We start from the raw sequence: 26,866 nt of genomic DNA on the forward strand, positions 1-26,866 counted from the left end.
GTTTCAGAGGACAACCCGTGTCAGAGTTAGTGATCAAATTAATGGATTTTGGATTCACCAAAACCGATGCACTTGTTTACATTAATTTGCTTAAGAATGGTCGTGCGAGTGGGTATAAGATTGCTAAAGAGATCGCTCTTTCTCGCTCATCAGTCTACTCATCGATTGATAATCTATATACCAATGGCTACATCTTTATGTCTGATGGCGATACCAAAGAGTATGAAGCCAAGTCACCAGAGTTGATCTTTAGCCAAATCGAAAAAAAGACCGTTGAAAATATCAATATTCTCAAGACTGAACTATCAAAGATGATGCTTCAAGAAGAGAAGGAGTTCGTCTACAACCTAACTGGGTTCGAAAACCTTCTTCAGAAAGCGAAAGAGATCATCAATCAAGCGAATTTAGAAATTTACCTCAATACGGATTTCAATTTAAACCTGTTCGAAAAAGAGTTGTGTGACGCGATTGAACGTGGTGTTCGAGTGATAGGCTTTTCGTTCAATAAGATGGCTAAGCCACACGAAAAAATTGAGCTCTACTCGCGTTCTGAGAACGAAGAGACAGAATACCCTTCACACCGATTTATGTGTGTTGCCGATATGAAGTTGGCACTGATGTTCTCTCACCGTGAAGAAACTCTAGGCTTGTATTCGAATAACCGACTGATTGTTAAGATGATTGCTGAGCATATTCACAGCGATATTTATCTTACTGAATATGAGCGCCTAGAGCCTGAAAAGCGAGTTCGTGTTAATACCATCCACGAACAACACAACTCGATGGTTCTGGATGACCTAAAGAAACAATAATTGAAAAGCCGCGTATCCACGCGGCTTTTTTGGCAAGGTATTTTAGGACGAGATACTGATTTAAGCGGCTAAAACCCACCTGCCCATGCATCGAAGTCGTCGATGTTTTGCAGCTCTTCTTTGCTTCTGGGTGCAGGGTAGTAGGGTAGGGCTAACCTAACTTCTGAAGGCTGCAGTTCCCAGTCTGGCGTCATTTTCAGGCGTTTCAATTCGCCTTCTAGTCTAACGAACATGTAGTAACCATCGGCGTGCGTATTGGCATAACTGGCAACGGTGGCGATTTCGCCACTTGGAAGCTTCACATCACGGCCAAGAGGATAGAGTTGATGAAGGGCAAAGCTCACCTTAGGATCTTGCAGCTTACCTTGCTTGAATCGCTCCAAACCAATGGCGGTGGAGGTGGTACGAGGCTTCCATCCCGTGAGAAACAGACCGCTTAACGTATCTTTGAATGGCTTACCTTTGCGAGTGCCTTCATTGCTGATGAACTGAACCAACAGTGAATCTCCGGATTCTTCCAGTATTTCAAGAAATTGTTCACCAGTTCGATCGACAAGAAGCTTCATAAGGGCAGTACCATTTGAGAGATGTGCTCCAAATGGTACTGATAAAATAGCGAATTTAACAGTGTGTCGTGTTGTTATTTATTGATATACCACATGGAAACGCTCAAGAACCAACATCATATCTTGCTGAGGTTCAATCTTGAGCTCATCACACTCTTTCGAAAAGAAATTCCAATGCGCTTCTCTCCACCATTCTAAAGACAGGTCACCTTCACCTTCTGCCTTGGCAAATTCTGCGGTTACTGCGTTGTAAGGGCATTGAGTAACGGTGTCTATTTCAATAATGCAGATCGGATTGCCATGCCAATCGGTCACCACTTGCAGGTGACCAACGGTAGGCATCGGCTCTTCTCCAGATTCATACCAATAGGCCATGCTGCAAGTTGCGGTTTTCTTACCCTGCTTAATAAGTTCTGCGCACAAATTGGCATTGTATTCGTCGCCGCAGAAATAGTCGGAGCTGAAAGAGTGGTACTTGAGACGTGTCTGTTCTGAGAGCGAATTGAGAAATTTGTCTAAATAGCGTTGTGATTTGTCGTCCATGAGAGCCCACTGGTTTGAGGTGAATACGTTATGTATGATTTCACGTAGAGTACCACAACTCAGTTAGGCTCAAATAACCTTACTTACTTCAGAGTGTTAGCGCTTTCTGATGAACTGGCTTTGTACAATTTTCCCCAAATAAGTCTCACTGTTTTTCAACTCAAAATGGAGGGGAGATGTAAGCTCACCAAACAGTGGAGAGCCACCACCAAGTAGAATAGGAATGGTGGTGATGATCATCTCATCAATCAGATCTTCTTTTAAGAAGCTCTGAATCGTCACACCGCCATCAATGTAAAGATCCTTTAATCCCTGTTTATTGAGATCGCTGACGATGGTGCTGAGATCTCCTTTCACCAAGAACACTTTACCCTCAAGTTCAGCAGGCACTTCCGTTAGTGTGTTGCTAAGTACATACACAGGCTTGGTATAAGGCCAGTCAATGCCAAAACTCAGAACGATGTCCATTGTATTACGGCCCATAACGAGAGCGTCCACACGTTCCATTAGCGCGTTATAACCTAAGTCATCATTGTTTGGGTTAGGAACGGATTGTAGCCAATCTAGGCCACCTTCTTTGTCTGCGATATACCCATCAAGGCTGGTTGCAATAAACACGATGTTCGACATCTTTTACTCCAAATCTAGGCCAGAGCTTGGCTTCTTGTTAAAGATAAATTAAAATATTCTACAGTGTAGAATTAAAGTTTATGGAGAGATCCCATGAGTGTCAAGGATCAAAAACGTGGTCGTCCAAAAGTGGGGGATCGTCAGCTCAGTGCCGAGGGGATTTTAGCTACGGCCAAAGTGATGATGCGAGAAGGCGGCAAGATCCCGAGCATTCGTGCGCTCGCGACCCAACTGGGTGTGGATGCAATGGCCATCTATCACTACTTCAAAAACAAGAGTGAGCTGCTTGAAGCGATTACAGTCTCACTGATGCAAGAGATCGTGGAGCCTGATGAGCAGCTTGATTGGAAAGACAACATTTATCGACTGAGTACCAGTTACTTAACGATTCTAAATGATCACCCAGGGCTGCTAGAGACGCTCCTAACGATGAAGTCATTAAGCCCAGTAGAGGTATTTAGCCAACGATTTGAAGCATCGATAGCATCTCTTAATTTATCGGAAGAACAGAGAAACACCGGGCGAGATTTGTTGGTCGACTATCTTCACGGCTACGCACTGGCGCTGAACTGTAACCCAGACCGAACCGAGTTAACCGCCGAGATGATAGAGAAACCAATAGAGCTTTATTACTTAGCTTTGTTGGCTCTAAACAAATAGTCATTTCTGCAATCACTGCTTTGCTTGTACTAGGCTTGCTTTTTGTCTTTAAAGTGGTGAAAATGTAACCATCATTTCTCGAGGAGTTTACGCCAATATGAATCACTAAACCTGTTATCCACTTATTACATTTTTTTGGATTTACAGGGTTAGTAGGCGTAGCTCACTGTCGTCATATCTATCAAACCGTTATATAACTCACGATCGTTTTTAAACGATGGATTTGCTTAGAGTTACTGCATTTATCGGTTCACATTCGTAACGTGCTGCTGCGGCTGATGTCCCTGTTTACAGGAGGCAATACATGCCATATTTACAAGCAAGTAATATCAGCCATCAATTTAGTAATGGCGACGTCATTTTTGAAAATCTCTCATGTGTTATGACCGACTCTCGTGTTGGCCTTATCGGGTCAAATGGTGCGGGTAAGTCGTTGCTCGCAGCTATGCTATTGAAACTGACAGCGCCCTATGAAGGAACAGTGTCAGAGCCAAAAAGCTTCGTCTTTTATCAACAACAAACAGAGCATCGTTTTAATGATGGCGAAACCATCGCGGAGTTCTTAGGTGTATCTAAAATATTGAGTGCGTTAAAGAAAGTTGCGTCTGGGGATTGTGACCCATATTGGTTTGAAGTAGTTGGGGACAATTGGAATTTAGAGCAGCACTTGAAAGATGATTTGTTGCGTTTGGGTTTACCTACACAACCGGATTTTTTATGCGAGCAGCTTAGTGGCGGTCAACGAGCAAAATTACTGTTGTGGCAAGCGTTTGATAGTGAGTGTGAGCTCTTAGTGCTAGATGAACCTTCAAACCATTTAGATTACGAGTCAAAGCAATGGCTTATGGATGCCATGCAGCACTTCAATGGAGGGATCTTGTTGATCAGCCACGATCGAGAGTTGCTGAGAAACATGAATGAGATCTGGGAGTTATCAACCTTAGGCTTACGAACTTTTGGCGGTAATTATGACGATTACGCAGCGCAAAACGAAGCGGAGCAAAAGGCGGTAGAGCGTCAACTCAATCACAATCTCAAACAGCAGAAGTTGCTAGAAAAGCAAGCGCAGCGTAATCGCGAGAAAGCAGAACAGAGAGCAGCGCAAGGAGCCAAACAACGAAAAAATGGAAGTCAGCCAAAAATCTTGATGGATGCCAAGAAAGGGAAAGCGACCGCGAATATGGCGAATCGCCTAAGAAATGAGAATTTGCGGCGCACGCATTTAGACGATAAAGCGCAACGCTTAGAAGCTAGATACGCGAAAAGCCAATCTCAATCTCTGTATTTGGGACAGAGCGATGTACGAAGCAAAAAGGTGCTGTCTGTAATTAATGGCAGGCTACCGTTTTCTGAGCATGATCCAATCACCTTTCAGCTTTACTCTAATAGTAAACTTTATCTTGAAGGGAAAAATGGCATCGGGAAATCAACCTTGTTGAACGTACTGCGTGGAAAACAATCTTTAGTCGATGGTGAGTTACAAGTTAGCGCCCCGGTGTGTTATCTCGATCAGCATTTTGGCGCGATTAATCTCGACCTCTCAATGCTTGATAACCTGACTCAAGCGTGTCCTAACTTGAGTATGAGTGAGGCTCGGACTTTGCTCGCCGGCATTGGTTTTCGTCGTGACAGTGTTCATCGCAGTGCTCAAGTTCTTAGCGGTGGAGAAAAGATGAAGTTGGCGATGCTCATGGTGAGTCATCAAGTCAACCAACCTATTTTGTTGCTCGATGAACCCGATAACCATCTCGATATAGAGTCGAAAGTCATACTGGCGAAGGCGCTCGCGCAGTATCAAGGAGGGTATATTCTGGTGAGTCATGACCTAGACTTTGTTCACGAATCTGGTGTTGAGCAAACTCTGAGATTGAGTGCTCTTCATACCTAGCAATGCTTCAAAAGCCCGCTGAAACAGTGGGAGCTGAGATATTGGCTCCCATTTATTGCGCAATCAGTGGGGGAAAGTGGAAAGTTTGGTATATATTTCATTAATAAGGACTTATAAACTTGGTCTCCCCTGAACCGTCAGGACTTGTAGATCAACCACCACTAAGGAATGGAATTAATGCTTGCGCGCAAACGCATCAGTCTCTCTTTGTTACTCATTGCTACGCTAGGTGGCTGTTCTTCGTTACCAGAACAAGTAAATCATGCTCAAGAACCGGTTGTGGCACCACAGCAAGGTGTGCTTTGGAATGTGAGTCATCAACATCCAGCACAGCCGAATGAAATTGGCCATAGTGCGGTACTTATCCAAGAAGCGGGTTGGGATGCTTTGGCTCAACGTATCGCGCTGGTGGAGAGTGCTGAACATAGCATCGATATTCAGTACTACATTTGGAACTCCGATAATACAGGAGGCTACCTTGCTAGCCGTTTGTTAGCGGCGGCTGAAAGAGGCGTAAAAGTGCGTGTGATGCTTGATGACATCAACCTCAACGAACGCGAAGCACTGCTCAATGCCTTAGATGCTCACCCCAATGTAGAGATCCGTATTTTTAACCCGACACCAAGTCGTAGTGGTTTTTCAAAGTGGTTTAGCTTTCTATCCGATTTCTCGCGTTTGAACCGACGCATGCACAATAAATCGTTCACAGTCGATGGCGTATTCTCAGCTGTTGGCGGACGTAATATTGGTGATGAGTATTTTGATTACTCTGATGAGATTAACTTCCGAGATAGGGATGTGTTGGTTCGAGGCGAGGTTGTCACAGAGATCCAAAGCAGCTTTGTCGAGTACTGGAACAGTCAATGGTCTTACCCAGTTGAGATGCTAGGTGATGCCGATTCTACCGACCTCTCTCTTCTGGATCAGGCCGTACTGCCTCGTTATAAAAATTATCCAGATCTGCCTATCGGGCAAGAAGCATCTCAGCGTTTCTTAAGTGAGTTGGCGCCACAGATGACATGGGTTGAGGCACACTTTGTTTATGATCGCCCAATCCCTGTCGATGCAGGTGAAACCAACCAGCCAAAAGAAACGGCAGTGATACTAGGTGAGCTGGCAGAGCAGTCAAAGAAGGAAATTTTGCTCGAGTCGGCCTACTTGGTGTTTGATGACGGTCAGCTTGAAGAGTGGCAGATGTTGAATAATCAAGGTGTTGAGATTAAAGCGTTGACCAACTCGATGGCTTCAAATGATTTGGTCACTAACCACTCTGCCTATGCGGGAAGACGCCAAGATATGCTTGAGCATGGCATTGAGCTGTTTGAGCTGCGACCAGATTCTGGACTTTGTGAGGTATCCACTAAAGATGCAGATAAATGTGCGCCGAAAACCGCTTATGGTCTGCACGCTAAGTCGGTGGTGTTTGATAATCGTGTCGCGAGCATTGGATCGTTCAATTTTAATCTACGCTCAACGTACCTAAATACGGAATCGGTACTGTTAATAGACAGCCCTGAAGTGGCAACGCAATTGGCGGACACGATCAACGAGGCGATGGATATTAACAACAGCTGGCGCTTAGACTTGGAAGACGGCGATGTACGTTGGTACTCCAGTGATCAAAGTTGGGATAAAGAGCCAGAAACCGGCAAATGGGAGCGAGCGCAATCTGGATTCTTGCAGTTGCTACCTATAGAAAAATATTTATAGCGACAATATGCTTGAATAGAAATGAATGTAACAAAGGCTCCTTCTGTAGGAGCCTTTTTCATTGTTTAGATAGTTAACTTAGAACTGAGTTTTTATCGTTAACTTAGAACTTAACCTGGTAGTTCAAAGTGTAAGTACGACCGCGGCCACGGTAGTCATAAGCGGCTGATTCATAGTGTGTTGCGTAAAGAATCTGCGCACGTTGACCCCAAATCGTGGTGTAGTCTTTGTTAAGCAGGTTTTGAATACCGAAACCTAGACTGCCCACTGGTAGTTGGTAAGTACCAACAAGGTCGAAGACAGTGTAACCATTGAGTTTGTTATCGCTGTCATCTTCATAGTCAAACATGGTTTGGCTTTGAACCTTCAAAGATAGATCTGCTTCGTACCAGCCTGCCCAAGCGTTCGCTTTTGATGTGCTCGCTTCACCTGCAGATTGATCTTCCCAGCCGTTATCGCCTTTCACTTCGGAAATAACGTAGTGGCCAGATGCACCCAGCTGAACGTTCTCATGTACCCAGTAAGAAGCAAGCGCCTCTAAGCCATAAACACGTTTCTTGTCGTCGATCTCTTCGATTAACAATGTGTTTTTGTTGTACTTAACATTCTTATCAGACTGAGAGTAGTAAGCCGCTGATTGCAAGCTTAGGTCGCCAGTGTCTAGGCGGTAGCCGAGTTCAAAGCTGTTGGTCTTGATACCTGACATCTTAGAGTCATTCACATTGATGCTGTCATTAAGCGTCCAATGATCGCCGACCAAGGTGTAGTTGCCTTGACCGTAGTACTTAGCGGGATCGGCGAGATCAAAGCCTTGTGAGAAGTTAGCCCAAACTTGTGAGTCACTGTTTAGGTGATATACCGTGCCTAAGTTGAAAAGACCCACACCGTAATCCGTTTCACCGCCAGGAACTGCGTCTGCGCTAGTACCATTACCTGCAGCGATCTGTTTTTGCTGTTGGTAGCCAACGAAGTCATCAATCGTGTTCTTCATGTATTGGTAACGGAAGCCACCTTCTACAGACCAATCATTCGTGATGTCGAAGCCTGCTTGAACAAATCCCGCGATAGACGCGACTTCAACGCCCGGATAGCGTCCGACTTCAGCGAAAGTCTTGTTGATGAGGTTACCCGAATTGTTAGCAATGGTCGGATCGTAAAGCGCTTGGTTGCTTTCGAGCGTGTCTTGGTAAGCGTCCTTTCGAGCGTGTCTTGGTAAGCGTCCACACCATAAACGATGTTGAAGCGACCGAAGTCTTTCGCCAATGCCGCTTTTAGAGAGAGCACATCAGTGATTTGCTGACCAGAAGATTGAAAATAAGGTGTATAAGTTTGGTCTTCTTTACGATATGACGCTTCAGCAATTAGCTGGTGGCCAAGGAACTGCTCATCAATGTATGACGCACTCAGCATGATACGCTCGGTGCCATGTTCTCTATCTGAATCAAAACCTTTGCGAACGTCAACGAAGTCACGCCCAACAATGTATAAGCCATATGGAGAGTCTTGTTGGCTGTCGTAATACTGAGCTAGGAAGTTGAGCTTTTTTGTCTCTGAGACATTAACGCCAACAGTCGTTAGGAAATCGAGCGTTTTATTGAATTGCAGAGATCCTTGAGAAATATCCGGTGTAACGATATCGCCATTCGCGTCAAAGAAACCTTGAGTTTCAGTGTAGATAACAGACGAACGTGCTTGAACAGTTTCATTGCCGCCCGAGATCGATTGTCCAACTTTGTAGTCAAAATCTTCGCCCGAGTTGAAGCCTGATGTACCGCCAACAAAGGATTCAAACTCAATCTCTTCACCATCTGCTTTTTTGGTGATGATATTAATTACACCGCCGGAAGCACCAGCACCGTAGATTGATGTTGCGCCGGATAGCACTTCGATACGTTCAATATTGAATGGATCGATAGAGTCGAGGTGGCGGCTGATTTGACGTGAAGATTGCAGGGACACGCCATCAATCATCACTAGCATTTTTCTACCACGTAAGTTTTGACCGTAGTTAGTACGAGCACCGCTGCTCACATCCAGAGATGGGATCGCACTTGCTAGGATTTCGCCTAAGGACTTACCGCCTCGGTATTCCTGCTCGATCTGTTGTGGTTCGATGTACCAAACTGTACCTGGAATATCGCTAATGGCTTTTGGGGTGCGGCTAGATACAACTACCATTTTCTCGTCGGTGGTGTGATCTTGCGCTTGGGCTGTGAATACGGAACTTACCGCCGCTACTGCTAGAGCGACTGTGGAAAGTTTGAAACTTCCTTTTTCGGTTTTCATTTTATTCTCTGCAATTATCAATGAAAGGCTGCACACATTTCTTTGGCGTGATGACTTTATTTTTATTGTTTTTATTGAGAATCAAGTGGTTGAACTTAGACCAAGCGCATGCTTGCTTTTTGTTTTTGATTCTAAATAAGAATCATTATTATTGTGTTTTTGTTGCGAAAAAACAATATGCAAATGCGATTTATTTTCAAATGCAACAATAGACGAGTAGGCATGAGCCAGTTCTTGAGATACTAAAACTGTATTAAGTTTATGATTTTAATTGTTATTTTTTGGGTTTTACAAAGAAGAGAGGAGGGCGACATAATGCAGTGCCGCCCTGTTGATTAATTGTTTTTTAGAGAAATACTGTTGATGATCTGCTCTCGTTGCTCTTGAGATACATTCATCACGTCTTGGTAGGTACGCTTCATAACTCGAACGTCATTTTCAAGTAACTGAGCGAGCTTCTCCGAAGCTGCTTGGTTATTCCCTTCTAAAACGAGATCCATGATGTCTAGACGTCGTTGGCATGAGCGGCTGACAGAAGACTGGATGTGCATAGAGACTAAATCGGTCGCCTTACGCAGTCGGTTTTGCTGCTGCATCATACCGAGCAAAAATCGGTTTCCTGAACTTGCGGCGAGAATTTCATGGAAGTCGGCACTGAGCGTGAAAAGCTGGCTAGCGGTGATGGAGTCTGGATTATTGATTGCTTGAATATGGCGCTCACGACACTTCTCAAACGCGTCACGTTTTAGCTTCCACGTCGGTTCAAGCAGGCCAGCTGGCTCAAAAATCAAACGGCATCGGTAACTTTCGGCATGCCTTTCAAGAGAGTTGAGTACCCCATCTAACTGCCATTTGTAGCCAGGGCTGCGTCGGAAAATGGCATCGCTTTCTAACAGTCTGAGGACAGATTGTATCTCGCCACGATTGGCACCATAGCGTTGCTGGAGTTCATTTTCCGAAAACGAATCGCTGATCTCGCCGAAAAAGATATCCATCAGCAATCTCAGGTAAAGCTGCTCTTGGCGGGCTTGCTCTTGGTTGCTTTGCTCTGCAGTTTCGATATCACAAGCATCGATCTGCAGCACAAACCCCTTGTATGGAACGGATTTGGCCACACCTTGATCGGACAAGTGTTTGAGCACAGCTCGCATCGGAGTACGAGAGACCTCGAACTGCTGAGCAAGCGATGATTCATTCAAACTGCTGCCTGCAATGGCGTTTTCTTCTTTGAGTCGTGTTATCACTTTGAAGAGGAGATCTCGTTGAAGTCGTGTGATTGCTGATGTGTCCATATCGTCCAAGATTGTTCTGGGTACCGTTACACCAACGTAACTTATTACACCCAAGGTAAATGGTTGTGCTCATGGTAAACAGAAACACGAGCGAATACCATAAATTGTGTTTTTGTTGCAGAAATACGACGTGTTGCTTTTAAAAGAAAAGCCCAGTGATTCATTAACCACTGGGCTTGTTTGGTGAGTATTGTATTGTGAAAAGAGTTTAGCGTCTCATCAGGTAGAGGAAGTAACCACCACCAATCAGAGATGCGAGCAGCCCTGCTGGAAATTGCCAAGGGAACCAAAGGGTTCTGCCGATCCAATCTGCGCAAACCATGATGATTGCCCCCAACAATGCCGCGGTCAGCATCTGCGGTACCGCGCGATATTGGTGCAGCGAGCGTGCCATATGCGGTGCGAGCAATCCGATAAAACTCAAAGGGCCGATGACAATCGTACATAGTGTGGTGAGTGCCGCAACGAGCAGTAACAGAACTAGGCGCACTAAGGTCGTGTTCATGCCCAAACTGGTGGTGGTGACTTCGCCCAAATTAATCAGTTCTATCCAGCGATTCAGTGAGATAGCGAGTGAACCAACCATCAACACACCGAACGCGAGAAGTACAACATCATTCTCAGCAACGAGATAGGTAGAACCGGATAACCAAGTCAGCAGTGCGGTGGCGTTCTCGTTACCAGAGCTCATTGCGATTCTGAGCAGAGCATCCAATCCGGCACTCAATGCAATACCGGTTAGTAAGGTTTGAGTGGGTGCAAAGTTATGTTTTCGGCCCATCAACCAGACAATACCGGTCACCGATGCAGCCCCCAATGTGCCTAGTATCATCTGTTGTTCACGCCCAATAGCACCGCCGATGAGAGTGCCTAGCACCAGTGCCAAAGCCGCGCCTGAACTGATGCCGAGGACTTCGGGACTTGCCATTGGGTTGTTTGATATTCGTTGGATGATGGTTCCGGCAAACGCCAATCCAATACCTGCGAACAATGCAACAAGCACTCTTGGTAAGCGAAGCTCAAGCAGAGATGAATCTAACTCTAAGCTCCAACCAAGCTGGTTTCGTCCGAGTGAGATTGAAACCATACACACCAAGATAAGCACCAACAACATGGCAACTAACACTTTGCTGATGGCGATATGTTTGAAATGTTCGACATGCTCACTGCGGCTTTTCAGCTCTGAGTTCAGCTTAGTGCGTTGCAATAACCAGAGTAGAAACGGCGCACCAAGCAGAGCTGTCATAGCTCCGGTGGGTAGCAGCTCACCACCGACACCGGAAAATGGTTGGATTAACAGATCAACCGTTAACAAGGTAACACCACCGATCACTCCACTGGTCAGGATCTGTTTTGCTAGCGCTCGCACTCCTAACATGCGCGTAATCGCAGGAGCAACAATACCGATAAACCCAATAATTCCAACTTCGCTAACCACAGCTGCGGTGATAAAAATCGATAAGGATAAGCACAGTAGTTTGATCTGTTTGATGTTCACGCCCAGTGATGTGGCGACGTTATCGCCAAACTGCAGTGATGCCAACGGGCGCTGAAGTAGCAGGAGTAGTAAGGTTGGAATGCAGACCAGCGGAAGAAGAATCTGAGCACTCGACCAGTCGTTTTGATTGAGGACGCCAGCTCCCCAGACAAACAAACTAGTGAGCTTCTGTTCGTTCAACATCAGCAACATGGTATTGAGTGAACCCAAAAACAAGCTCACGACCATGCCTGATAACACCATGTGCAGAGGTGAATAACCGCGTGTCGAGCTCAATAAGAAAACTAACCCAGTGGCTAAGCAGCCTCCGATAAATGCCGGTAAAAAGTTTGGTAAAGCAAGACTTGCAGGCAGCAATAGAATACCCAACACCATGCCCAATTCTGCACCCGCCGCCACGCCGAGCGTTGTCGGAGAAGCAATTGGGTTTCGCAATACAAACTGCATTACGCAACCTGCGACTGCAAGAGCAAATCCGCAAATCAGAGCGACAGTCAAACGGGGCAGATAGGTTAAGTTGGTGATGATGTGCTGATAGTTTGATGCGTCATACCTAAATAGCGTATCCCCAATCAGCCCCAGACCTTGGGAGTATGGTGCGGTGATCTCAAGCAGTGAACCAATAATTAAAATCGCAATGACGAATAGCCCTGCTGTTTTGAGTTTTAATACGCCTGCCTTTGGCGTTAAAGTGTTGGTTGTGATCATGGTTGCTGATTTGACGGTTAGTTGGTCAACTGCTCGGTGATGTGGTCACTAAACCTTTGAGCGGCAATCAGTCCACCAAATGTCCAAATTGCAGGCAGTTCATAAACCGAATCATTGCGAGTGAAAGCCATAGCTTGCCAAAGTGGAGAGCCGGTTAGCTTGTTGCGTTCGTTGTCGGTAAGCGGACCAAATATCATCACGTTGGCGTTTTGATGTTCTGCGATTTTTTCGATTCCCGCGGTGCTAAAGCCCCAAAGGTTTGTTTGTTCATTCCAGTCGTTGTTCAGACCCATAGCATGGATCGTGTCTTGAGCCAGAGAGCCTGTACTGTGAATACGCAGTGTTTTGTCATTGATGAAACGAGTGAAAAGTAGCGGTTTTTCAGCGTTTCCTGCCACATTAACTTGCTTACCATTGGCATTTAGCCTCCGCTCAGTGGCGGTGATGACCTCTTGGGCTTGCGCTTCACGGTCAAACAATTGGCCGAGCGAGCGCGTTACCGATTTCGCAGACTCAAGCGGCTGTTTTTCTTCGCTGTAGATGCTGTAAACCAGCACCGGTGCAATTTTGTTGAGCTGCTCATACGCAGCCGCCATGTGCTTGCTCATTAAAATAACATCAGGTTTTAACTTGGTGAGCAGCTCTAGGTTTGGTTCTCGGCGGGAACCGACATCGACCGCACCCTCGTTGAGTTGAGGTTCTACTACCCATTGTTGATAGCCTTTTGCATCAGCAATGCCTTCCAGTTCAATGCCCAAGCTCAGTACTGTCTCTGATAGCGCCCAGTCTAGAGCGATGACTTTTTGGGGGGTAGTTTCAAAGTGGGCGGTTCCCATTTCATGAGTCAGTTCTAATGCGTGTGCGTTGAACACCAAGGCGGACAAGAGAAGCGTAACGATTTTTTTCACAACAGAATCCTTTTTGTTTAGGGAATGTAGCTGATCGGTTGACCGGTTACTGGGTGATTGAAGAGTGCGAGCTCCATTCCATAGATCTTGGTGAGCGTCTCTGGGGTCATCATCTGTTGAGGTGTACCAGACGCAATGACCTTGCCAGAGTGGAGTGCAATCAGATGGTCGCTGAACTTGGCCGCCATGTTCACATCATGCAGCACCATGATGACCGTCAGGCTCAATGACTGATTAAGCTCACGAATCAATGCTAAGAGCTCATGCTGGTGGGCAACATCGAGTGCCGATGTGGGTTCATCAAGCAAGATGCATTGACTCTGTTGGGCTAACAACATCGCGACCCAAGCTCGTTGCCTCTCGCCTCCGGAAAGCGTGGCGACGAATCGTTGAGAAAATTCGCTTAGGCCCACTTTTTCAATCGCTTCATCGACGATCGCGTAGTCATCTTTGCTGTAACGCCCAAAAGCGCCTTTCCAAGGGTAGCGACCAAAGCAAACCAACTCGCGCACCGTGACACCATCGGTGATTGGTGGGTGCTGTGGTAGGTAAGCGACTTGGTGTGCAAACTCAAGGTGGTTGAACGATGAAAGTGGCTTTTGATTAAAGGAAACTTGCCCTTGAGTCGGGCTATTTTGACGGCTTAATAACTTAATTAAAGTCGACTTTCCGCACCCATTATGGCCGAGTAATGTCGTGACTTTATTAGGCTCAAAATTCAAGCTCGTTGGAGAAAGAATTGTCTTACCGTCGATTTCAAATGATGCATTGGTAAGCTGATACATAATGAAATATGAAGTTGAGTTATAGGGAAAGAGCCGTTAATGTTAGCATATTGAAATTAAAATGATAATTATTCACATAATCAATAATAATAAATTCTGAACTGGCGTTTTTCATTTCGAGTTTATTTGCTCTTATTTACGCCCTTAAATTATGCTCGCAATAAATAATAAAAAGTTTCACCTAATGTCGATTGGCCTTATTTCCGCCCTGATGGGAATTGGGCAAAACGGCTTGCTTGTATCACTGCCTTTTCTGGTTGAACGGTCTGCTTTTGATCTGCCTACCTGGTCTGCTTTGATTGCTGTGGGCAGCTTGCTCTTTCTTCCTTCAGCCCCATTTTGGGGGCGATATAGCGATAAACATGGTCCAAATAGAGTAGTTATCCAAGCATTAGTCGGGATGACCATAAGTTTTCTGTTGCTTGCGGTGTTCTCTATGGTGAGCCTATCAGGGAATATTAATGTAACGTTATGTTTTTTAGGGCTAATTGTCGCAAGGGTTATTTATGGGTGCACAGTGTCGGGAATGGTACCCGCGAGCCAGCATTGGGCAATAATATTGTGTGGTGAACAACACCGTTTAAAGGCAATAACTGCAGTCAGTATTGGATTAAGTAGTGGGCGATTGTTAGGTCCTGTTGTTTCTATTTTAGCGCTCAAGTTGAACCCTTTTGCTCCGTTATTCTTGATGGTTTTGTTGCCATTTATCGCCCTTATTCTCGCGTTAATATTACCTATTCCTACCGTCGATTCTTCTCCTTCTTATAATAAGAAAAGCCAACCTTGGTTACCGAATAAAAGCTTATCTCCGTACCTTATTAGTGGGTTGTTACTTTGTGCGTCGGTCGCACTGTTGCAATACAGTTTATCGCCTTTGATCTATTCATTTACTGAATGGCCCTCTGAGAAGCTCAGCGATGCTATCGGTGTACTATTGAGCATTAGTGCCGCAATGACACTGTTTTCACAGGTGTGGATTGTGAAAAAAGAGAAAGTGACGACTCGAATGATGTATTGGGTTGGCTCAATCGCCTTTCTGGTCGGCATGTCGTTGTTCACCATTCCCCAGTTATTGATTTTTGGATTGGCGATGGCGGTTACGTCCGTTGGCGCTGCGTTACTGGTCCCTGCTTACACAGCGTCAGCAACAGATAAGTGGAGCTGCTCGCCGGGGGCAGTGGCTGGTTATATCTCTATGTCTCACACCATAGGTTATGGAGTCGCGGCAATGTTGGCGTTTAGCGTGGTGATTGAGCCGCTTTACCCTATCTATCTCTGTATCTTTTTTTCGATAGTGATTGTCGCTTTGGCATATTGGACAAGAGCAAAGAAAACACAATCAGTGAGCGAAAGTTCGGCCTAACTTTGACTTAAATGCCTTGCGCCATAAGTTATCTCTTTTGGTGTGAGCCTGTTTAGCTTCAGTAGAGGCGAATAAATGAGTTCATTTTTTGTATCCCCATCTTCAGTTTTTCTTGGTGCGATGAAAGTTTTTCCATTCTCGCTAGGTCGGTTATAGATGGAGTCTATGAATTGTATTTTTTATCAAGCTCTATCGAATGATTATGGAGGTCAAATTATGAAATGGTTGTTTCTATCTTTAACTATACTGTTTGCTGCTGGGTGTCAGTCGACCGCGTCGTCTTCGACAGAAGATGGCAGCGTTTGGGAGCATACAGGTGGTTGCGACAACTAACTTTTCTTTGCTCTTTTCTGTCGCAACGAAATAAATACCCTCGCTTTCTGTTGGGGGTATTTTATTTAAAATCTATAAACTGATTCCATATCAGCATCTATTATCAATTTAATTCCTCATTGTTAGACTTCTCCACAACAAAACAGCGCTCCGCCAATTGGCGACATTTAGAGCGCGTAACTGGAGACACCACTATGCAATATGAGGGAAAAATCTATCGCCCTTGGATTGAGGCTCGCAGCATCCTGATTCAAACCACACTTGGATGCAGCATTAATACCTGTACGTTTTGTAGCATGTTTGATGATAAGCGCTTTAAGGTGCGCGATATCGAAGATGTGTTCAAAGATATTGAAGAAGCGCGTCAGATCTACCCATACGTAGAGTCGATTTTCTTGACGGATGGCAATGTCATGGCAGCGCGCACCGATTACTTGTTGAAGGTACTAAACAATCTCAAGCATACTTTTCCAGAGAGCCAAAGAATCTCTCTGTATAGTGGACTGAACGATTTTCGTCGTAAGAGTGTCGCGGAGCTGAAAGAGCTCAAAAGTGCGGGTCTTGATATGGCTTATTGCGGCTTAGAATCCGGCGATCCAGTGGTACTAGACCGCATTAAAAAACGCATGAGCCAAGAGCAAGCGATTGAAGGCATGGCGATGGCCAAAGAGGCCGGAATCGAAGTGCTGTTGTCGTTCATCTTTGGCCTAGGTGGTCGTGAACGCTCGAAAGAGCATATCATCGAGACCACTCGAATTTTGAACATCACCAAGCCGGAACACATTGCGCCAATGGCCCTTGCGATTCAACCGGGAACCGTGATGGAGCAAGAGGTCAAAGACGGTACGTTCGTTATGCCGACGCAATTACAAATCCTTGAAGAAGAGAAATATCTACTCGAAAACTTAGAGATAGATACCTTCTACTGGGGCGATCACGGCAACAATATTGTTCCTCAAAAAGGGTATCTGTTGGATTCTCGTGAGCAATTTTTAGCACGCATAAATCATGCTATCGACAGCAACCCAATGGCAGCAGAAAACATCATTCAAACCTATTCTTGGTAATGACAAATGGCGGGAGCAAGGTAGTTGCTCTCGTCTAATTTAAATACTATTTGTGTCTAAATATTGTTCGATGCTGTGTGCTGGATCTCATCGTTTTTGGTACTCAGTTGCTAAGGTATTTATGACACATTCTCTAATTTCAGCCTGAAGGCTCTACAAAAGGAAAGAGGTCTCTATGCTAGGTGAAAACCACTCTCTTGTTCATGAATTTCCAGAAATGAAAGATAAAATTGCTCAGCTTGCGGAGGATAACGAAAACTTTGCGACTGACATGAAAACCTACAACGACTTAGATAAAGAGATTCGTAAATTAGAGCTAAACGGCTCGCCGATTGAAGATGGTCAAATGCACCAAATGAAGCACGACCGTTCAGTGCTTAAAGACTCGCTTTATGCGCGACTCACCGCCTAACTAAATTAGTTACAAAGCAAACACTATGACTAAGCTCCTTCGGGAGCTTTTTTTGTGTCTGAAGTAGCAGAACTTGTACGGTATAGAGATTGTATTACTTTAGAAACCAAGCATAATGTTTAGTATTAAATTATGACTTTCAAGGTTTTGTTGGTAATCAGATGAATATTGAACACCTGAAATTGTTTGTTCGCTTAGCTTCAACCCATAACATCAGTATGGCTGGTCAAGAGTTGGGTCTTTCCCCTGCGGTGGCAAGTTCGCACATTAGCAAGCTCGAAGACAATTTGGGTGTGCGCCTTGTGCATCGTACCACCCGCAAAGTCTCTTTGACCGAAGAAGGGCAGGCGTTTCTGCCACATGCGGAAGAAGTGTTATCGAGTGTCGATGCCGCTCGCTCGGCAATTGGGGTCGGCAGTGACTCTCCAACCGGTACGCTTAGAGTCACTGCGTCGGCATCATTTGGTCGCTTGCACTTAGTTCCTGCGTTGGCAGGGTTCATGGAAGCTTATCCTGGGCTGAAGGTTGATCTGAGATTATCCGACACTGTGGTGGACATGGTTGAGGGTGGGTTCGATATTGCGATTCGTATATCTGAGCTTAAAGACTCTTCATTGATCGCACGAAAGCTTGCGCCTGATGATCGTATTATCTGTGCATCTCCAGATTACTTAATCAAATATGGTAAGCCAGTCACTCCGCAAGACTTAAACGATCATCGATGTATCAGTTTGATCGGGTTAGAGAGTTGGACATTCCAGACAGAAACTGGGCCTGTTACTGTAAAAGCGAATGGTCCATTTCGTACCGACAACGGTGAAGCCCTAAGAGATGCAGCCATTGGTGGGATTGGCCTCGCGATTGCCTCAACATGGTGTGTTTACGATAAGCTAAAAAGTGGTGAGCTTGTTCGCGTGTTAGACGACTACCCGCTTACCTCTGAGCCATCTATTTGGGCCGTCTATCCTAGCTCGCGTCTATTGGCTCCGAAAGTCCGTGCCTTTATCGATTACTTCTCTGAACATTATGGAACCCCACCTTATTGGGATTTGTAACCTCAGAGCGATAGTCAACATGTTAAAAAGCCCGCACTGACTTTAATGCAGTGCGGGCTTTGTTGTATTTGTAAGTAGAAAATTGTTTACGCTAACTTTTCTGAAAGCGTGCGCTCAATTGACTCTACCACCAGTTGCGATTTATTGCCTCGAGTGGCATCTGGGTGTGGGTTAGCAAATACGCCATTGTCATTATCGAAATATTTGCCATGAGCCTCGGCAAACTCGTCTGACAGCGATGCGCGCACTAAGATATCTGAACCAATACTTAAGTCGCCCCCTGCAATCCCGTAAGCATCTTTCACCATTTTACTCCCTAGCAGTGATGCTGGATTTACCGCGACCACCATTGGTCGTTCACCTGCCAGTTCGTTGGTCATTTCACGAGTCCACATGGTGATAGCAAGTTTACTTTGTGCGTAAGCCTCGCCGTCTGACAGCGGTTTACGACCTTCTAACGCATCAATGCTGACCGGTGCTTGAGCAGCAGAAGACAGGTTCACGACGCGGCTTGAGCTACCCAACAGTGATAATAAGCGCTTGGTCAGGTGGTAAGGCGCTAGGGTGTTTACCACAAAACGCACATCTAAATTATCGCTGGTGACTGGGGTTGACGTATTGAAGACACCCGCATTGTTGATCAGCACATCGAGTCTAGATTGCTCAGCCAGTACTTTGCTTGCTAATGCTTCGACGTCTGCCAATACCGATAAGTCTGCCACATAACTTTCAATTGTTGCGGAATTTGAAATACTCGCGAGCTTTTGTTCAACGTCTTTTAGTTTTTGCGGATTACGACCGTGCAACAGAACGTGATGACCTTGTTCAACGAGTGTTTTGGCTGTTTCGAAGCCGATGCCATCAGTAGCGCCCGTAATCAGAATAACTTTTTGCATGGTATCTATTCCTTATTGAAACGCTGAATGAGCAAGCGTTTATGTGTTTGGTTTCGTTGGAATAAAGCATAGCAAGGTTTTGAAAGGGTGATAATTAACAGGCTGGTGAAAACACTCTTTAGATTTTGTTGAAAATAAAAAAGCTTAGTCGAGGGATGACTAAGCTTTTTGGTTACTTGAATTGTTCAGGAGCAATTAGCTTACTTGAGAAAAACTCACTACCTTCTGCTCAAGTGTGGTCTTTAAATAATCGGCCACCATTTGCTGTTCCTCTTGGCTCATGTAGAGTCCAAGTTTGGTACGACGCCACAGCATGTCTTCTGAAGTCTGAGACATCTCTTGCGTAATGAGGTAGTCGATTTCACGCTGGTAGACACCGTGTGCTTCTGAAGAAAACTTCTTACCAAGATCCTCTTCACAAGTCGCACCTGCTAACAGATCCCACGTCTGCGTACCAAACTGCGTGATGTAACGAAGCAGTAGCCCTTTTGAAGCCCAAGGGTACTTAGAGTTCATCATCTCAGCCAGCTGTTCACGGCTACAGCTAAAGTTACCACCCGGTAGCGTATCGGTTGCTGTCCATGCTGGACCCATATTCGATAAGAATGGTTCTAATTTCTTCAATGCCGCTTCACCAAGCTTACGGTAAGTGGTGAGTTTGCCACCAAATACAGACAGTAATGGTGCTTGGTCAAGTTCAGCATCAAGCTCAAGAGTGTAGTCACGCGTGATCGCTTGTGGAGAGTCAGACTCATCATCACACAATGGTCTCACACCGCTGTATGTCCAAACCACATCCTCAGTCGATATTTGCTTAACAAAGTGCTGATTTACGATGTCGATTAGGTAATCCACTTCATCGTCCGAGATCGCTACTTCGCGAGGATCGCCTTTGTACTCAACATCTGTTGTGCCGATGATCGAGAACTTATCTAGGTAAGGGATCATAAAGACAATACGATTATCTTTGTTTTGAAGAATATACGCTTGAGGTTCGTCGTGAATACGAGGAACGACAATGTGCGAACCTTTGATCAGGCGAATATTACGCGGTGACTCCTGCTCAAGGCCATCATCAAAGAACTGTTTCACCCAAGGACCAGCCGCATTGACTAGCGCTTTCGCTTTACGTTCGAATGTTTGGTCAGTCATCACATCACGAATCGTTACGACCCATACACCGCATTCTCTGCGTGCTGCTTCTACGCGACAGTAGTTGCGTGTTTCAGCGCCATTCTCTTTTGCTGCGAGTACGTTGAGCAGTACCATTCGAGCATCATCAACCCAACAGTCTGAGTATTCGAAGCCGATTTTCATTTCAGGTTTCAATAAGCCTGATTGCGCTAGGTTGACTGTCTTACTTGCTGGAAGTGTGGTTCGTTTACCCAAATTATCGTAAAGGAATAGGCCACAGCGAATCATCCACGCTGGGCGCAAGAATGGGCGATGTGGTAAACGAAAACGCATAGGTTGTGCGATGTGCGGCGCTTTTCTTAGTAGAACTTCACGTTCTGCGAGCGCTTCTGATACCAAACGAAACTCGTAGTGTTCTAGGTAGCGTAAGCCACCGTGAATTAGTTTTGAACTTGCAGAGGATGTAGCAGAAGCGTAGTCATTCGCTTCGTATAAGCCTACTGTTAGACCACGTCCAGCTGCATCAGCTGCGATACCTGCGCCATTAATACCACCACCGATAACGATCAAATCTAAAGTGGAGGTTGAACCATTATTTGTATTATGTTGTTGAGCACTCATGATTTTGACCTCTTGGTGAGCGAACGAGCATTTTTGAAACTCATTGAATCCTACTTTAACTTTCGTTTGTGGTCACTATTTATTTTCGTTTATGAGCGTTTAATGTGATTTGAACATAAAAAAACCTCTATCCGATATCGAATAGAGGTTTTTATTAACAATTGATTAAAGTGTAGACTGGTTTTTTGCGTAAGCGAACATATTTGAGTGCAAATGATAAATTCGCGAAATCAATGCCTATTCTGAAGGTGCAGAGCGAGTTTCAATCACTTCCAATGGGATTTCAGCTTCTTTAAGAATGGTGTGAATCTCTTCAGGTGGCTGCTGGTTGGTGAAAACCATATGCGCCTGGTTAATATTGCCCAATTTCACCATTGCGTTACGACCGAACTTAGAGTGGTCCACTGCAATGAAGATACTGCGGCTGTTCTCAATAATGGCTTGTTTTACTCGTACTTCGTGATAATCAAAATCGAGCAGTGAGCCGTCGAAGTCGATGCCACTGATCCCTAAGATGCCAAAGTCCAAGCGGAACTGTTTCACGAAATCGAGTGTCGCTTCGCCCATGATTCCGCCGTCTTTATTGCGAACTTCCCCGCCCGCTAGAATCACTTTGATTTCAGGGTTAGCCAGTAGAATGGTCGCGACATTGATGTTGTTCGTTACAACGCGCAGCTGCTTGTGGTTTTTATTCAGCGCTCGAGCGACAGCTTCCGGTGTGGTACCAATATCGATGAACAGCGTCGCGCCATCAGGAATGTGTTTGACTACCTCGTCGGCAATGATGTCTTTTTCGTTGAAATTAAGCGTCTTACGAGTGTTGTAAGAGGTGTTTTCCGAGCTGAGAGGGATGGTGGCACCACCGTGATAACGGCGGATTTTGTTGCTGTCTGCGAGCTCATTGAGGTCGCGTCGAATGGTTTGCGGGCTTACATCAAACTTCTCGACCAGTTCGTCGGTGCTGACGTATCCCTGTGTTTTCACCAGATCGACAATCTGCTGGTGCCTTGGTATCTGTTTCACTTACTGCTCCCTTGTGCCTAGAATGTGTTCTAGAACACCACTTTCGAAAATATATACTCGCTCTATTGTGCGCGAATTGGCGCGATGTGAGAAGTTTCGATGCTGAGTTATCGGGGCTAAAACGCAAAAAGAGCACGACATGCGTGCTCTTTTGGAGTTTCGTTTGGTGATTTTGGTTAAATCACACCCGATTTATAACGAATTAATCTTCGTTTTCTTCATCGTCGTGAAGTTCAGACCATACTTGTGCACACTTGATAGCACGTTTCCAGCCTTTGTAGCGACGGTTACGCTTCTCTTCATCATGGTGAGGTTCGAATGTGCGATCAAGAACCGCTTTGTCTTGAAGCTCGTCGATGCTGTCCCAGAAGCCGACGGCAAGACCTGCAAGGTAAGCTGCACCTAGTGCTGTTACTTCGGTGACTTCAGGACGGTGAACTTCTGTATCCAGAACGTCAGATTGGAACTGCATTAAGAAGTTGTTCGCTACCGCACCACCATCAACACGTAGGTTCGCTAGTTTGATGCCTGAATCCGCTTGCATTGCGTCCAGTACGTCGCGAGTTTGGTAAGCGATGCCTTCCAGTGTCGCACGAATGATGTGGTTCGAGTTAACGCCACGAGTAAGGCCAACAATCGTACCGCGAGCGTAAGCATCCCAGTATGGCGCGCCTAGACCGGTAAATGCAGGAACAACGTAAACACCGTTTGATGTATCTACTTTTGTTGCGAAGTACTCAGAGTCTTTTGCATCAGCGAGTAGCTTCATTTCATCACGCAGCCATTGGATAGATGCGCCACCCATGAATACAGCCCCTTCCAGTGCGTAAGCTGGTTCGCCTTTCGGGCCACAAGCTAGTGTCGTCAGTAGGCCGTTTTTCGACGTTACTTTCTCTTGGCCTGTGTTCATTAGAAGGAAACAACCCGTACCGTAAGTGTTCTTCGCTTGACCCGCTTCTACACACATTTGACCGTAAAGTGCTGCTTGTTGGTCACCTGCGATACCAGCGATTGGAATACGAGTACCACCTTTACCACCTAGGTTAGTTTGGCCGTAAACCTCAGAAGAGCGTTTCACTTCAGGCATCATTGAAGCAGGAATACCCATCTCGTCTAGTAGCTTGCTGTCCCAACATAGGTCATTGATGTTAAACAGCATGGTACGTGATGCGTTAGTGTAATCCGTTACGTGAACGCGGCCTTGAGTCATCTTCCAAACTAGCCAAGTATCCACTGTACCAAACAGTAGCTTACCTGCTTCAGCGTCTTCGCGAGCGCCTTCAACGTTGTCTAGAATCCATTTTACTTTGGTACCCGAGAAGTACGGGTCAAGGACTAGGCCCGTATTGTCACGTACGTAATCTTCTAGGCCACGTGCTTTTAGATCTTCACAGATGTCAGCGGTACGACGACATTGCCATACGATTGCGTTGTAAACTGGTTTGCCTGTCTCTTTGTTCCAAACAATCGTTGTTTCACGTTGGTTGGTGATACCGATACCAGCAAGCTCGTCACTGCGGATACCAGCTTTCGCTAGTGCTTCTACTAGAGTTGAGCTTTGTGTTGCCCAAATCTCCATTGGATCGTGCTCTACCCAGCCTGCTTTTGGATAGATTTGAGTAAACTCTCGTTGAGAAGAGCTAACAATGTTCGCATCATGGTCGAGGATAACAGCGCGAGAGCTTGTTGTGCCTTGGTCTAGCGCTACAATGTATTTTTGCTCGGTCATGGTAAGAATCCTTTTTGTTTCGTTATTTATATTTTAGTAAATGTTGGAAGGCTTAGGAGTTAAGCACGAGCTTGTTCAGCTTCTTCTTCTGTTTCACATTGATTCGGGATAGTACAACCTTGGCCCGTTGCTGGTAGGTATGCGGCGATAGCTTTCGGGTATAACCAGCCACCAAAACACGCACCTGCAATTGGAGCAAGAATTGGAACAATAAAGTAAGGGATGTCACGAGCACCGCTCAGTGCGTAGTCCCAACCTGCAAAGTAAGCAAATAGTTTAGGACCAAAGTCACGCGCTGGGTTCATCGCGAAACCGGTTAGTGGACCTAAAGAGCCACCAATTACAGCAATCAGAATACCGATAAGTAGTGGGTTCATTGCACCGCGAGAAGCACCGTTGTTCTCATCGCCAAGCGCAAGAATGGCAAACATTAGAACAGCCGTAATCACGAATTCCACAGCAAAAGCGCCAAAGAAAGAGAGGGAAGCGTGTGGGTAAGTCGAGAAAATACCAGCTGTTGCAAGTGCATCTTGGCTGCTACGTACAAAGTTGTTTGCGATTTCGTAATCGGTAAACAAGTTGCTGTACAAAGTATATACCAGTGCCGCTGAGCAGAATGCACCAAGCAGTTGAGAGATGATGTAAGGCACAACCTTCGCCTTATCAAATCCATGGAACATAGCCAGTGCGATGGTGACTGCAGGGTTAATGTGCGCACCAGATACGCCAGCAGTGCAGTAAATCGCGATGGTCACGCCGAAGCCCCATACAATACTGATCTCCCATTGGCCAAATGTTGCACCGGTTAGTACGAGTGCGGCTACACAGCCCACACCGAAGAAAATGAGTAGTCCTGTCCCTATAAATTCTGCTAAGCATTCGCCGAATAAAGAGGGGTGTTTTTTTATTGTCATTGTTCGAGTCCTTGTTAGTTTGCTTGTCTAGCACGTGTATTGTGCATATATTTGCGAACTCGAAAACAAACGAACATTAAAAGTGAGCGTTTGAGCATGAATTTGTTAATGAAACGCGGTTTTATTGTTAATTAGCGCAACTTTGATCACAAATGAAACTCATATGAAAGAAGGCGGGTTGTTTCGATGATCGTTTTAGTGAGTGTTTCGAATGTTTACTCGCGGCTAAAACTACTCGTATGCGTTGCAATGCACAACTGGTACGACAAGCCGAGAGTTTGATTTTGTGACGCTGCTGCCTTGATGGCCGAAATGTAATCAAACACCTGTTTAAATTGCATCCAAGGACAGTTGTACTGAACAGAATGCTCTAAATGTGATGTGGTACTGCTCTTTGTTTTATTATTGTTACTTTTTATCGTCGGGGCTTGTTGTTAACAATCGAATTACAAAAGTGGGGTATTGTCGGAGCAAAGCAGTCGTATTTATCTCCTTTTTACGACTGCTTCTTTTCAGTTAGCCCCTTTTTCCTCTCTTATTTCTCCGTTGTATATTCTTATGCCAGAGCTTTTACTTTGCCTTTGCTAACCAGAAGATCACGAGCTGAATCGTAAGCCCAGTTAAAGCCAATCGCATACACCACGAAGAAAATGACTAAGCCAATATCCATGATAAGCACGGTGAGAAAGTCGAGTTTAAGTACCCACATCAACACAGGTAGCGTGACGCTCATTAATCCGAGTTCAAAGCCAAGCCCATGTAATAGGCGCGTTTTTTTAGTTCGCTTGCTGCGATCAGCCCCAAACACTTTGTCGTAGCCGTAGTTGTATACATAGTTCCAGGCCATTGCGATTAGTGACATCGCAAGCGCGAGTCCTGTCATTTTTCCTGCACCATTACCTGTGATGTAGGTGGCAAGCCCAGCCATCAATACCAAGGCAACTAACTCAAACAGCACCATGTGTAAGATTCGTTCTTTGTGTGACATGTTGTTCTCTCTTTTCTTTTCAATTGGGCTTTTGTCCCGTTTCAATGCTGGCAATAATATCGATTATGTTGATAATAAAAAGATGGTAACTATCACTATTGGTGATGATAGGTGAGGTGGCATGTACAACATAGAACAACTCAAAATGTTCGCGTATGCGGTGGAGCTAGGATCATTTTCTGCCAGTGCACGTAGGCTTGGTAAAGTCCAATCAGCGGTGAGTCAAGGCATAGGTAATTTAGAGATCGACTTTAATACCACGCTGTTTGACCGTTCAACGCGAAAGCCGACGCTCACTCGTGAAGGTGAGCAGATATACAAGCAAGTGAAAGCGATCATCATGCAGGTCGAAGACTTGAACGTGATGGTTAATGCCATTAATGATCAACAAGAGGGGTTGATCAGAATCGCACTCGATGATTCGCTGCTCGTTCCGAACTTGTCGCGAATATTGAAAGAGTTCAGTTCGCACTTTCCCGCCACAGAGGTTGAGCTGATCGCTTGTACCACCACAGAAGTGAACCCGTTTGTACAACAAGAGAAAGCGGATATCGGCATAATGTTTACTGACTTGGCGTTTGATGTAGGCTCCGAGCCCTGTTTTATTGGTCACCTACCGTTTGTGGCGGTCTGCCATCCCAATCATCCCCTTGCGTGTGTTCCAGAAGCGAAGTTGCCTGATCTGCTTCCACATCGTCAGTTGATGTTGCGGGGCGATAAGGGAAAATTGATGGACCAATTTCCTTTAATTGCGGGGAAAGTGTGGTGGTCGAATAGCTTCATTGTGATTAAAGAGGTGTTGTTAGGCAGTGACATCGGTTGGGCATACCTACCAGAGCACATAGTCAGAGATGAGATAGATAAGAAGCAGCTGGTGGAAATCAACATCGCCTTTGATCATAAGACTTGGTCGCCTCCGGTGGATTTGATTCTATCAAAGACTAAAAACAAAGGGCCCGCGCTTAAATGGTTGGAGCATGGTTTGAAGAGTTTGCTCGATTAAATGTCTGTGCAGCTCTTCAATGATGTTCGGAAACTAAAAAGG

The 26,866-nt window shown here is 45.4% G+C and carries 22 protein-coding genes and 1 pseudogene; 9 read left to right on the plus strand and 14 right to left on the minus strand.

Annotated features, from left to right (window positions below; genetic code table 11):
• Window positions 1-17 precede the first annotated feature (17 nt).
• Window positions 18-812 (plus strand): TrmB family transcriptional regulator, encoded by a 795-nt coding sequence (locus L1D60_RS02020; protein ID WP_239839506.1) that lies wholly within the window; start codon window positions 18-20, stop codon window positions 810-812.
• A gap of 68 nt (window positions 813-880) precedes the next feature.
• Here the strand turns inward: L1D60_RS02020 and L1D60_RS02025 are convergent, their stop codons facing one another.
• The 3 genes from L1D60_RS02025 to L1D60_RS02035 all read right to left on the minus strand — a co-directional run bounded on the left by L1D60_RS02025 (window position 881) and on the right by L1D60_RS02035 (window position 2,551).
• Window positions 881-1,378, minus strand: coding sequence for a hypothetical protein (locus L1D60_RS02025; protein WP_239839507.1), 498 nt, complete (start codon window positions 1,376-1,378; stop codon window positions 881-883).
• A 78-nt stretch (window positions 1,379-1,456) separates the two neighbouring features.
• Window positions 1,457-1,921, minus strand: coding sequence for an ASCH domain-containing protein (locus L1D60_RS02030; RefSeq protein WP_239839508.1), 465 nt, complete (start codon window positions 1,919-1,921; stop codon window positions 1,457-1,459).
• Window positions 1,922-2,017: 96 nt separating this feature from the next.
• Window positions 2,018-2,551: a dihydrofolate reductase family protein gene (locus L1D60_RS02035; protein ID WP_239839509.1), complete on the minus strand. Its 534-nt coding sequence runs from the start codon at window positions 2,549-2,551 to the stop codon at window positions 2,018-2,020.
• A gap of 93 nt (window positions 2,552-2,644) precedes the next feature.
• Between L1D60_RS02035 and L1D60_RS02040 the strand changes: the two genes are divergently transcribed.
• From L1D60_RS02040 to L1D60_RS02050, 3 genes are all read left to right on the plus strand, one after another.
• Window positions 2,645-3,211: a TetR/AcrR family transcriptional regulator gene (locus L1D60_RS02040; protein ID WP_239839510.1), complete on the plus strand. Its 567-nt coding sequence runs from the start codon at window positions 2,645-2,647 to the stop codon at window positions 3,209-3,211.
• A gap of 304 nt (window positions 3,212-3,515) precedes the next feature.
• On the plus strand, window positions 3,516-5,099 hold the full coding sequence (locus tag L1D60_RS02045; protein WP_239839511.1) for an ATP-binding cassette domain-containing protein: 1,584 nt from the start codon (window positions 3,516-3,518) through the stop codon (window positions 5,097-5,099).
• Between the two features lie 177 nt (window positions 5,100-5,276).
• Entirely contained in the window at window positions 5,277-6,809 is a 1,533-nt protein-coding gene (locus tag L1D60_RS02050; protein ID WP_239839512.1) for a phospholipase D family protein, read from the plus strand.
• A 103-nt stretch (window positions 6,810-6,912) separates the two neighbouring features.
• On the opposite strand, the pseudogene L1D60_RS02055 reads toward L1D60_RS02050, so the two are convergent.
• From L1D60_RS02055 to L1D60_RS02075, 5 genes and pseudogenes are all read right to left on the minus strand, one after another.
• Window positions 6,913-9,095: pseudogene (locus L1D60_RS02055) on the minus strand (TonB-dependent receptor).
• A gap of 335 nt (window positions 9,096-9,430) precedes the next feature.
• A complete protein-coding gene (locus tag L1D60_RS02060) occupies window positions 9,431-10,387 on the minus strand; it encodes a GntR family transcriptional regulator (protein WP_239839513.1) in 957 nt (318 codons plus the stop codon).
• A 208-nt stretch (window positions 10,388-10,595) separates the two neighbouring features.
• Window positions 10,596-12,593: a Fe(3+)-hydroxamate ABC transporter permease FhuB gene (gene fhuB / locus L1D60_RS02065; RefSeq protein ID WP_239839514.1), complete on the minus strand. Its 1,998-nt coding sequence runs from the start codon at window positions 12,591-12,593 to the stop codon at window positions 10,596-10,598.
• A gap of 17 nt (window positions 12,594-12,610) precedes the next feature.
• Window positions 12,611-13,501, minus strand: a complete 891-nt coding sequence (locus tag L1D60_RS02070; RefSeq protein ID WP_239839515.1) for an iron-siderophore ABC transporter substrate-binding protein — start codon at window positions 13,499-13,501, stop codon at window positions 12,611-12,613.
• 17 nt (window positions 13,502-13,518) lie between these two features.
• Entirely contained in the window at window positions 13,519-14,286 is a 768-nt protein-coding gene (locus L1D60_RS02075; protein ID WP_239839516.1) for an ATP-binding cassette domain-containing protein, read from the minus strand.
• Between the two features lie 151 nt (window positions 14,287-14,437).
• On the opposite strand from L1D60_RS02075, the gene L1D60_RS02080 reads away from it, so the two are divergent.
• The 4 genes from L1D60_RS02080 to L1D60_RS02095 all read left to right on the plus strand — a co-directional run bounded on the left by L1D60_RS02080 (window position 14,438) and on the right by L1D60_RS02095 (window position 18,516).
• On the plus strand, window positions 14,438-15,649 hold the full coding sequence (locus L1D60_RS02080; RefSeq protein ID WP_345772851.1) for an MFS transporter: 1,212 nt from the start codon (window positions 14,438-14,440) through the stop codon (window positions 15,647-15,649).
• 527 nt (window positions 15,650-16,176) lie between these two features.
• Complete coding sequence (locus tag L1D60_RS02085) at window positions 16,177-17,049, plus strand: radical SAM protein (RefSeq protein WP_239839518.1); 873 nt, start codon at window positions 16,177-16,179, stop codon at window positions 17,047-17,049.
• Between the two features lie 175 nt (window positions 17,050-17,224).
• Window positions 17,225-17,461 carry a YdcH family protein gene (locus L1D60_RS02090; protein ID WP_150869889.1) on the plus strand — a complete coding sequence of 79 codons (237 nt, stop codon included), beginning with the start codon at window positions 17,225-17,227 and terminating at the stop codon, window positions 17,459-17,461.
• A gap of 161 nt (window positions 17,462-17,622) precedes the next feature.
• Window positions 17,623-18,516 (plus strand): LysR family transcriptional regulator, encoded by an 894-nt coding sequence (locus L1D60_RS02095; RefSeq protein ID WP_239839519.1) that lies wholly within the window; start codon window positions 17,623-17,625, stop codon window positions 18,514-18,516.
• 86 nt (window positions 18,517-18,602) lie between these two features.
• Here the strand turns inward: L1D60_RS02095 and L1D60_RS02100 are convergent, their stop codons facing one another.
• The 6 genes from L1D60_RS02100 to L1D60_RS02125 form a co-directional block, all read right to left on the minus strand.
• The gene (locus L1D60_RS02100; protein WP_239839520.1) at window positions 18,603-19,412 is read right to left on the minus strand and encodes an SDR family NAD(P)-dependent oxidoreductase; all 810 of its coding nucleotides are present in this window, start codon (window positions 19,410-19,412) and stop codon (window positions 18,603-18,605) included.
• Between the two features lie 195 nt (window positions 19,413-19,607).
• Entirely contained in the window at window positions 19,608-21,167 is a 1,560-nt protein-coding gene (gene glpD / locus L1D60_RS02105; protein WP_239839521.1) for a glycerol-3-phosphate dehydrogenase, read from the minus strand.
• Window positions 21,168-21,404: 237 nt separating this feature from the next.
• A complete protein-coding gene (locus L1D60_RS02110) occupies window positions 21,405-22,190 on the minus strand; it encodes a DeoR/GlpR family transcriptional regulator (RefSeq protein ID WP_239839522.1) in 786 nt (261 codons plus the stop codon).
• A 202-nt stretch (window positions 22,191-22,392) separates the two neighbouring features.
• Complete coding sequence (gene glpK / locus L1D60_RS02115; protein ID WP_032550592.1) at window positions 22,393-23,919, minus strand: glycerol kinase GlpK; 1,527 nt, start codon at window positions 23,917-23,919, stop codon at window positions 22,393-22,395.
• Between the two features lie 59 nt (window positions 23,920-23,978).
• Window positions 23,979-24,833: an MIP/aquaporin family protein gene (locus L1D60_RS02120; RefSeq protein ID WP_239839523.1), complete on the minus strand. Its 855-nt coding sequence runs from the start codon at window positions 24,831-24,833 to the stop codon at window positions 23,979-23,981.
• A 556-nt stretch (window positions 24,834-25,389) separates the two neighbouring features.
• The gene (locus L1D60_RS02125) at window positions 25,390-25,821 is read right to left on the minus strand and encodes a PACE efflux transporter (protein ID WP_239839524.1); all 432 of its coding nucleotides are present in this window, start codon (window positions 25,819-25,821) and stop codon (window positions 25,390-25,392) included.
• Window positions 25,822-25,942: 121 nt separating this feature from the next.
• Here L1D60_RS02125 and L1D60_RS02130 point away from each other — a divergent pair, with 121 nt between their 5' ends.
• Window positions 25,943-26,824, plus strand: coding sequence for a LysR family transcriptional regulator (locus tag L1D60_RS02130; protein WP_239839525.1), 882 nt, complete (start codon window positions 25,943-25,945; stop codon window positions 26,822-26,824).
• Window positions 26,825-26,866: the final 42 nt, after the last annotated feature.

This window comes from Vibrio sp. Isolate30 (genome assembly GCF_022397975.1).
Taxonomy (GTDB): Bacteria; Pseudomonadota; Gammaproteobacteria; order Enterobacterales; family Vibrionaceae; genus Vibrio; species Vibrio fortis.

Excerpts from the sequence above, each read along its gene's own strand:
- L1D60_RS02025 (WP_239839507.1), bottom strand. The coding sequence starts at position 1,378 with ATGAAGCTTCTTGTCGATCGAACTGGTGAACAATTTCTTGAAATACTG.
- L1D60_RS02030 (WP_239839508.1), bottom strand. The coding sequence starts at position 1,921 with ATGGACGACAAATCACAACGCTATTTAGACAAATTTCTCAATTCGCTC.
- L1D60_RS02035 (WP_239839509.1), bottom strand. The coding sequence starts at position 2,551 with ATGTCGAACATCGTGTTTATTGCAACCAGCCTTGATGGGTATATCGCA.
- L1D60_RS02040 (WP_239839510.1), top strand. The coding sequence starts at position 2,645 with ATGAGTGTCAAGGATCAAAAACGTGGTCGTCCAAAAGTGGGGGATCGT.
- L1D60_RS02045 (WP_239839511.1), top strand. The coding sequence starts at position 3,516 with ATGCCATATTTACAAGCAAGTAATATCAGCCATCAATTTAGTAATGGC.
- L1D60_RS02050 (WP_239839512.1), top strand. The coding sequence starts at position 5,277 with ATGCTTGCGCGCAAACGCATCAGTCTCTCTTTGTTACTCATTGCTACG.
- L1D60_RS02060 (WP_239839513.1), bottom strand. The coding sequence starts at position 10,387 with ATGGACACATCAGCAATCACACGACTTCAACGAGATCTCCTCTTCAAA.
- fhuB (WP_239839514.1), bottom strand. The coding sequence starts at position 12,593 with ATGATCACAACCAACACTTTAACGCCAAAGGCAGGCGTATTAAAACTC.
- L1D60_RS02075 (WP_239839516.1), bottom strand. The coding sequence starts at position 14,286 with ATGTATCAGCTTACCAATGCATCATTTGAAATCGACGGTAAGACAATT.
- L1D60_RS02080 (WP_345772851.1), top strand. The coding sequence starts at position 14,438 with ATGCTCGCAATAAATAATAAAAAGTTTCACCTAATGTCGATTGGCCTT.
- L1D60_RS02085 (WP_239839518.1), top strand. The coding sequence starts at position 16,177 with ATGCAATATGAGGGAAAAATCTATCGCCCTTGGATTGAGGCTCGCAGC.
- L1D60_RS02090 (WP_150869889.1), top strand. The coding sequence starts at position 17,225 with ATGCTAGGTGAAAACCACTCTCTTGTTCATGAATTTCCAGAAATGAAA.
- L1D60_RS02095 (WP_239839519.1), top strand. The coding sequence starts at position 17,623 with ATGAATATTGAACACCTGAAATTGTTTGTTCGCTTAGCTTCAACCCAT.
- L1D60_RS02100 (WP_239839520.1), bottom strand. The coding sequence starts at position 19,412 with ATGCAAAAAGTTATTCTGATTACGGGCGCTACTGATGGCATCGGCTTC.
- glpD (WP_239839521.1), bottom strand. The coding sequence starts at position 21,167 with ATGAGTGCTCAACAACATAATACAAATAATGGTTCAACCTCCACTTTA.
- glpK (WP_032550592.1), bottom strand. The coding sequence starts at position 23,919 with ATGACCGAGCAAAAATACATTGTAGCGCTAGACCAAGGCACAACAAGC.
- L1D60_RS02120 (WP_239839523.1), bottom strand. The coding sequence starts at position 24,833 with ATGACAATAAAAAAACACCCCTCTTTATTCGGCGAATGCTTAGCAGAA.
- L1D60_RS02125 (WP_239839524.1), bottom strand. The coding sequence starts at position 25,821 with ATGTCACACAAAGAACGAATCTTACACATGGTGCTGTTTGAGTTAGTT.
- L1D60_RS02130 (WP_239839525.1), top strand. The coding sequence starts at position 25,943 with ATGTACAACATAGAACAACTCAAAATGTTCGCGTATGCGGTGGAGCTA.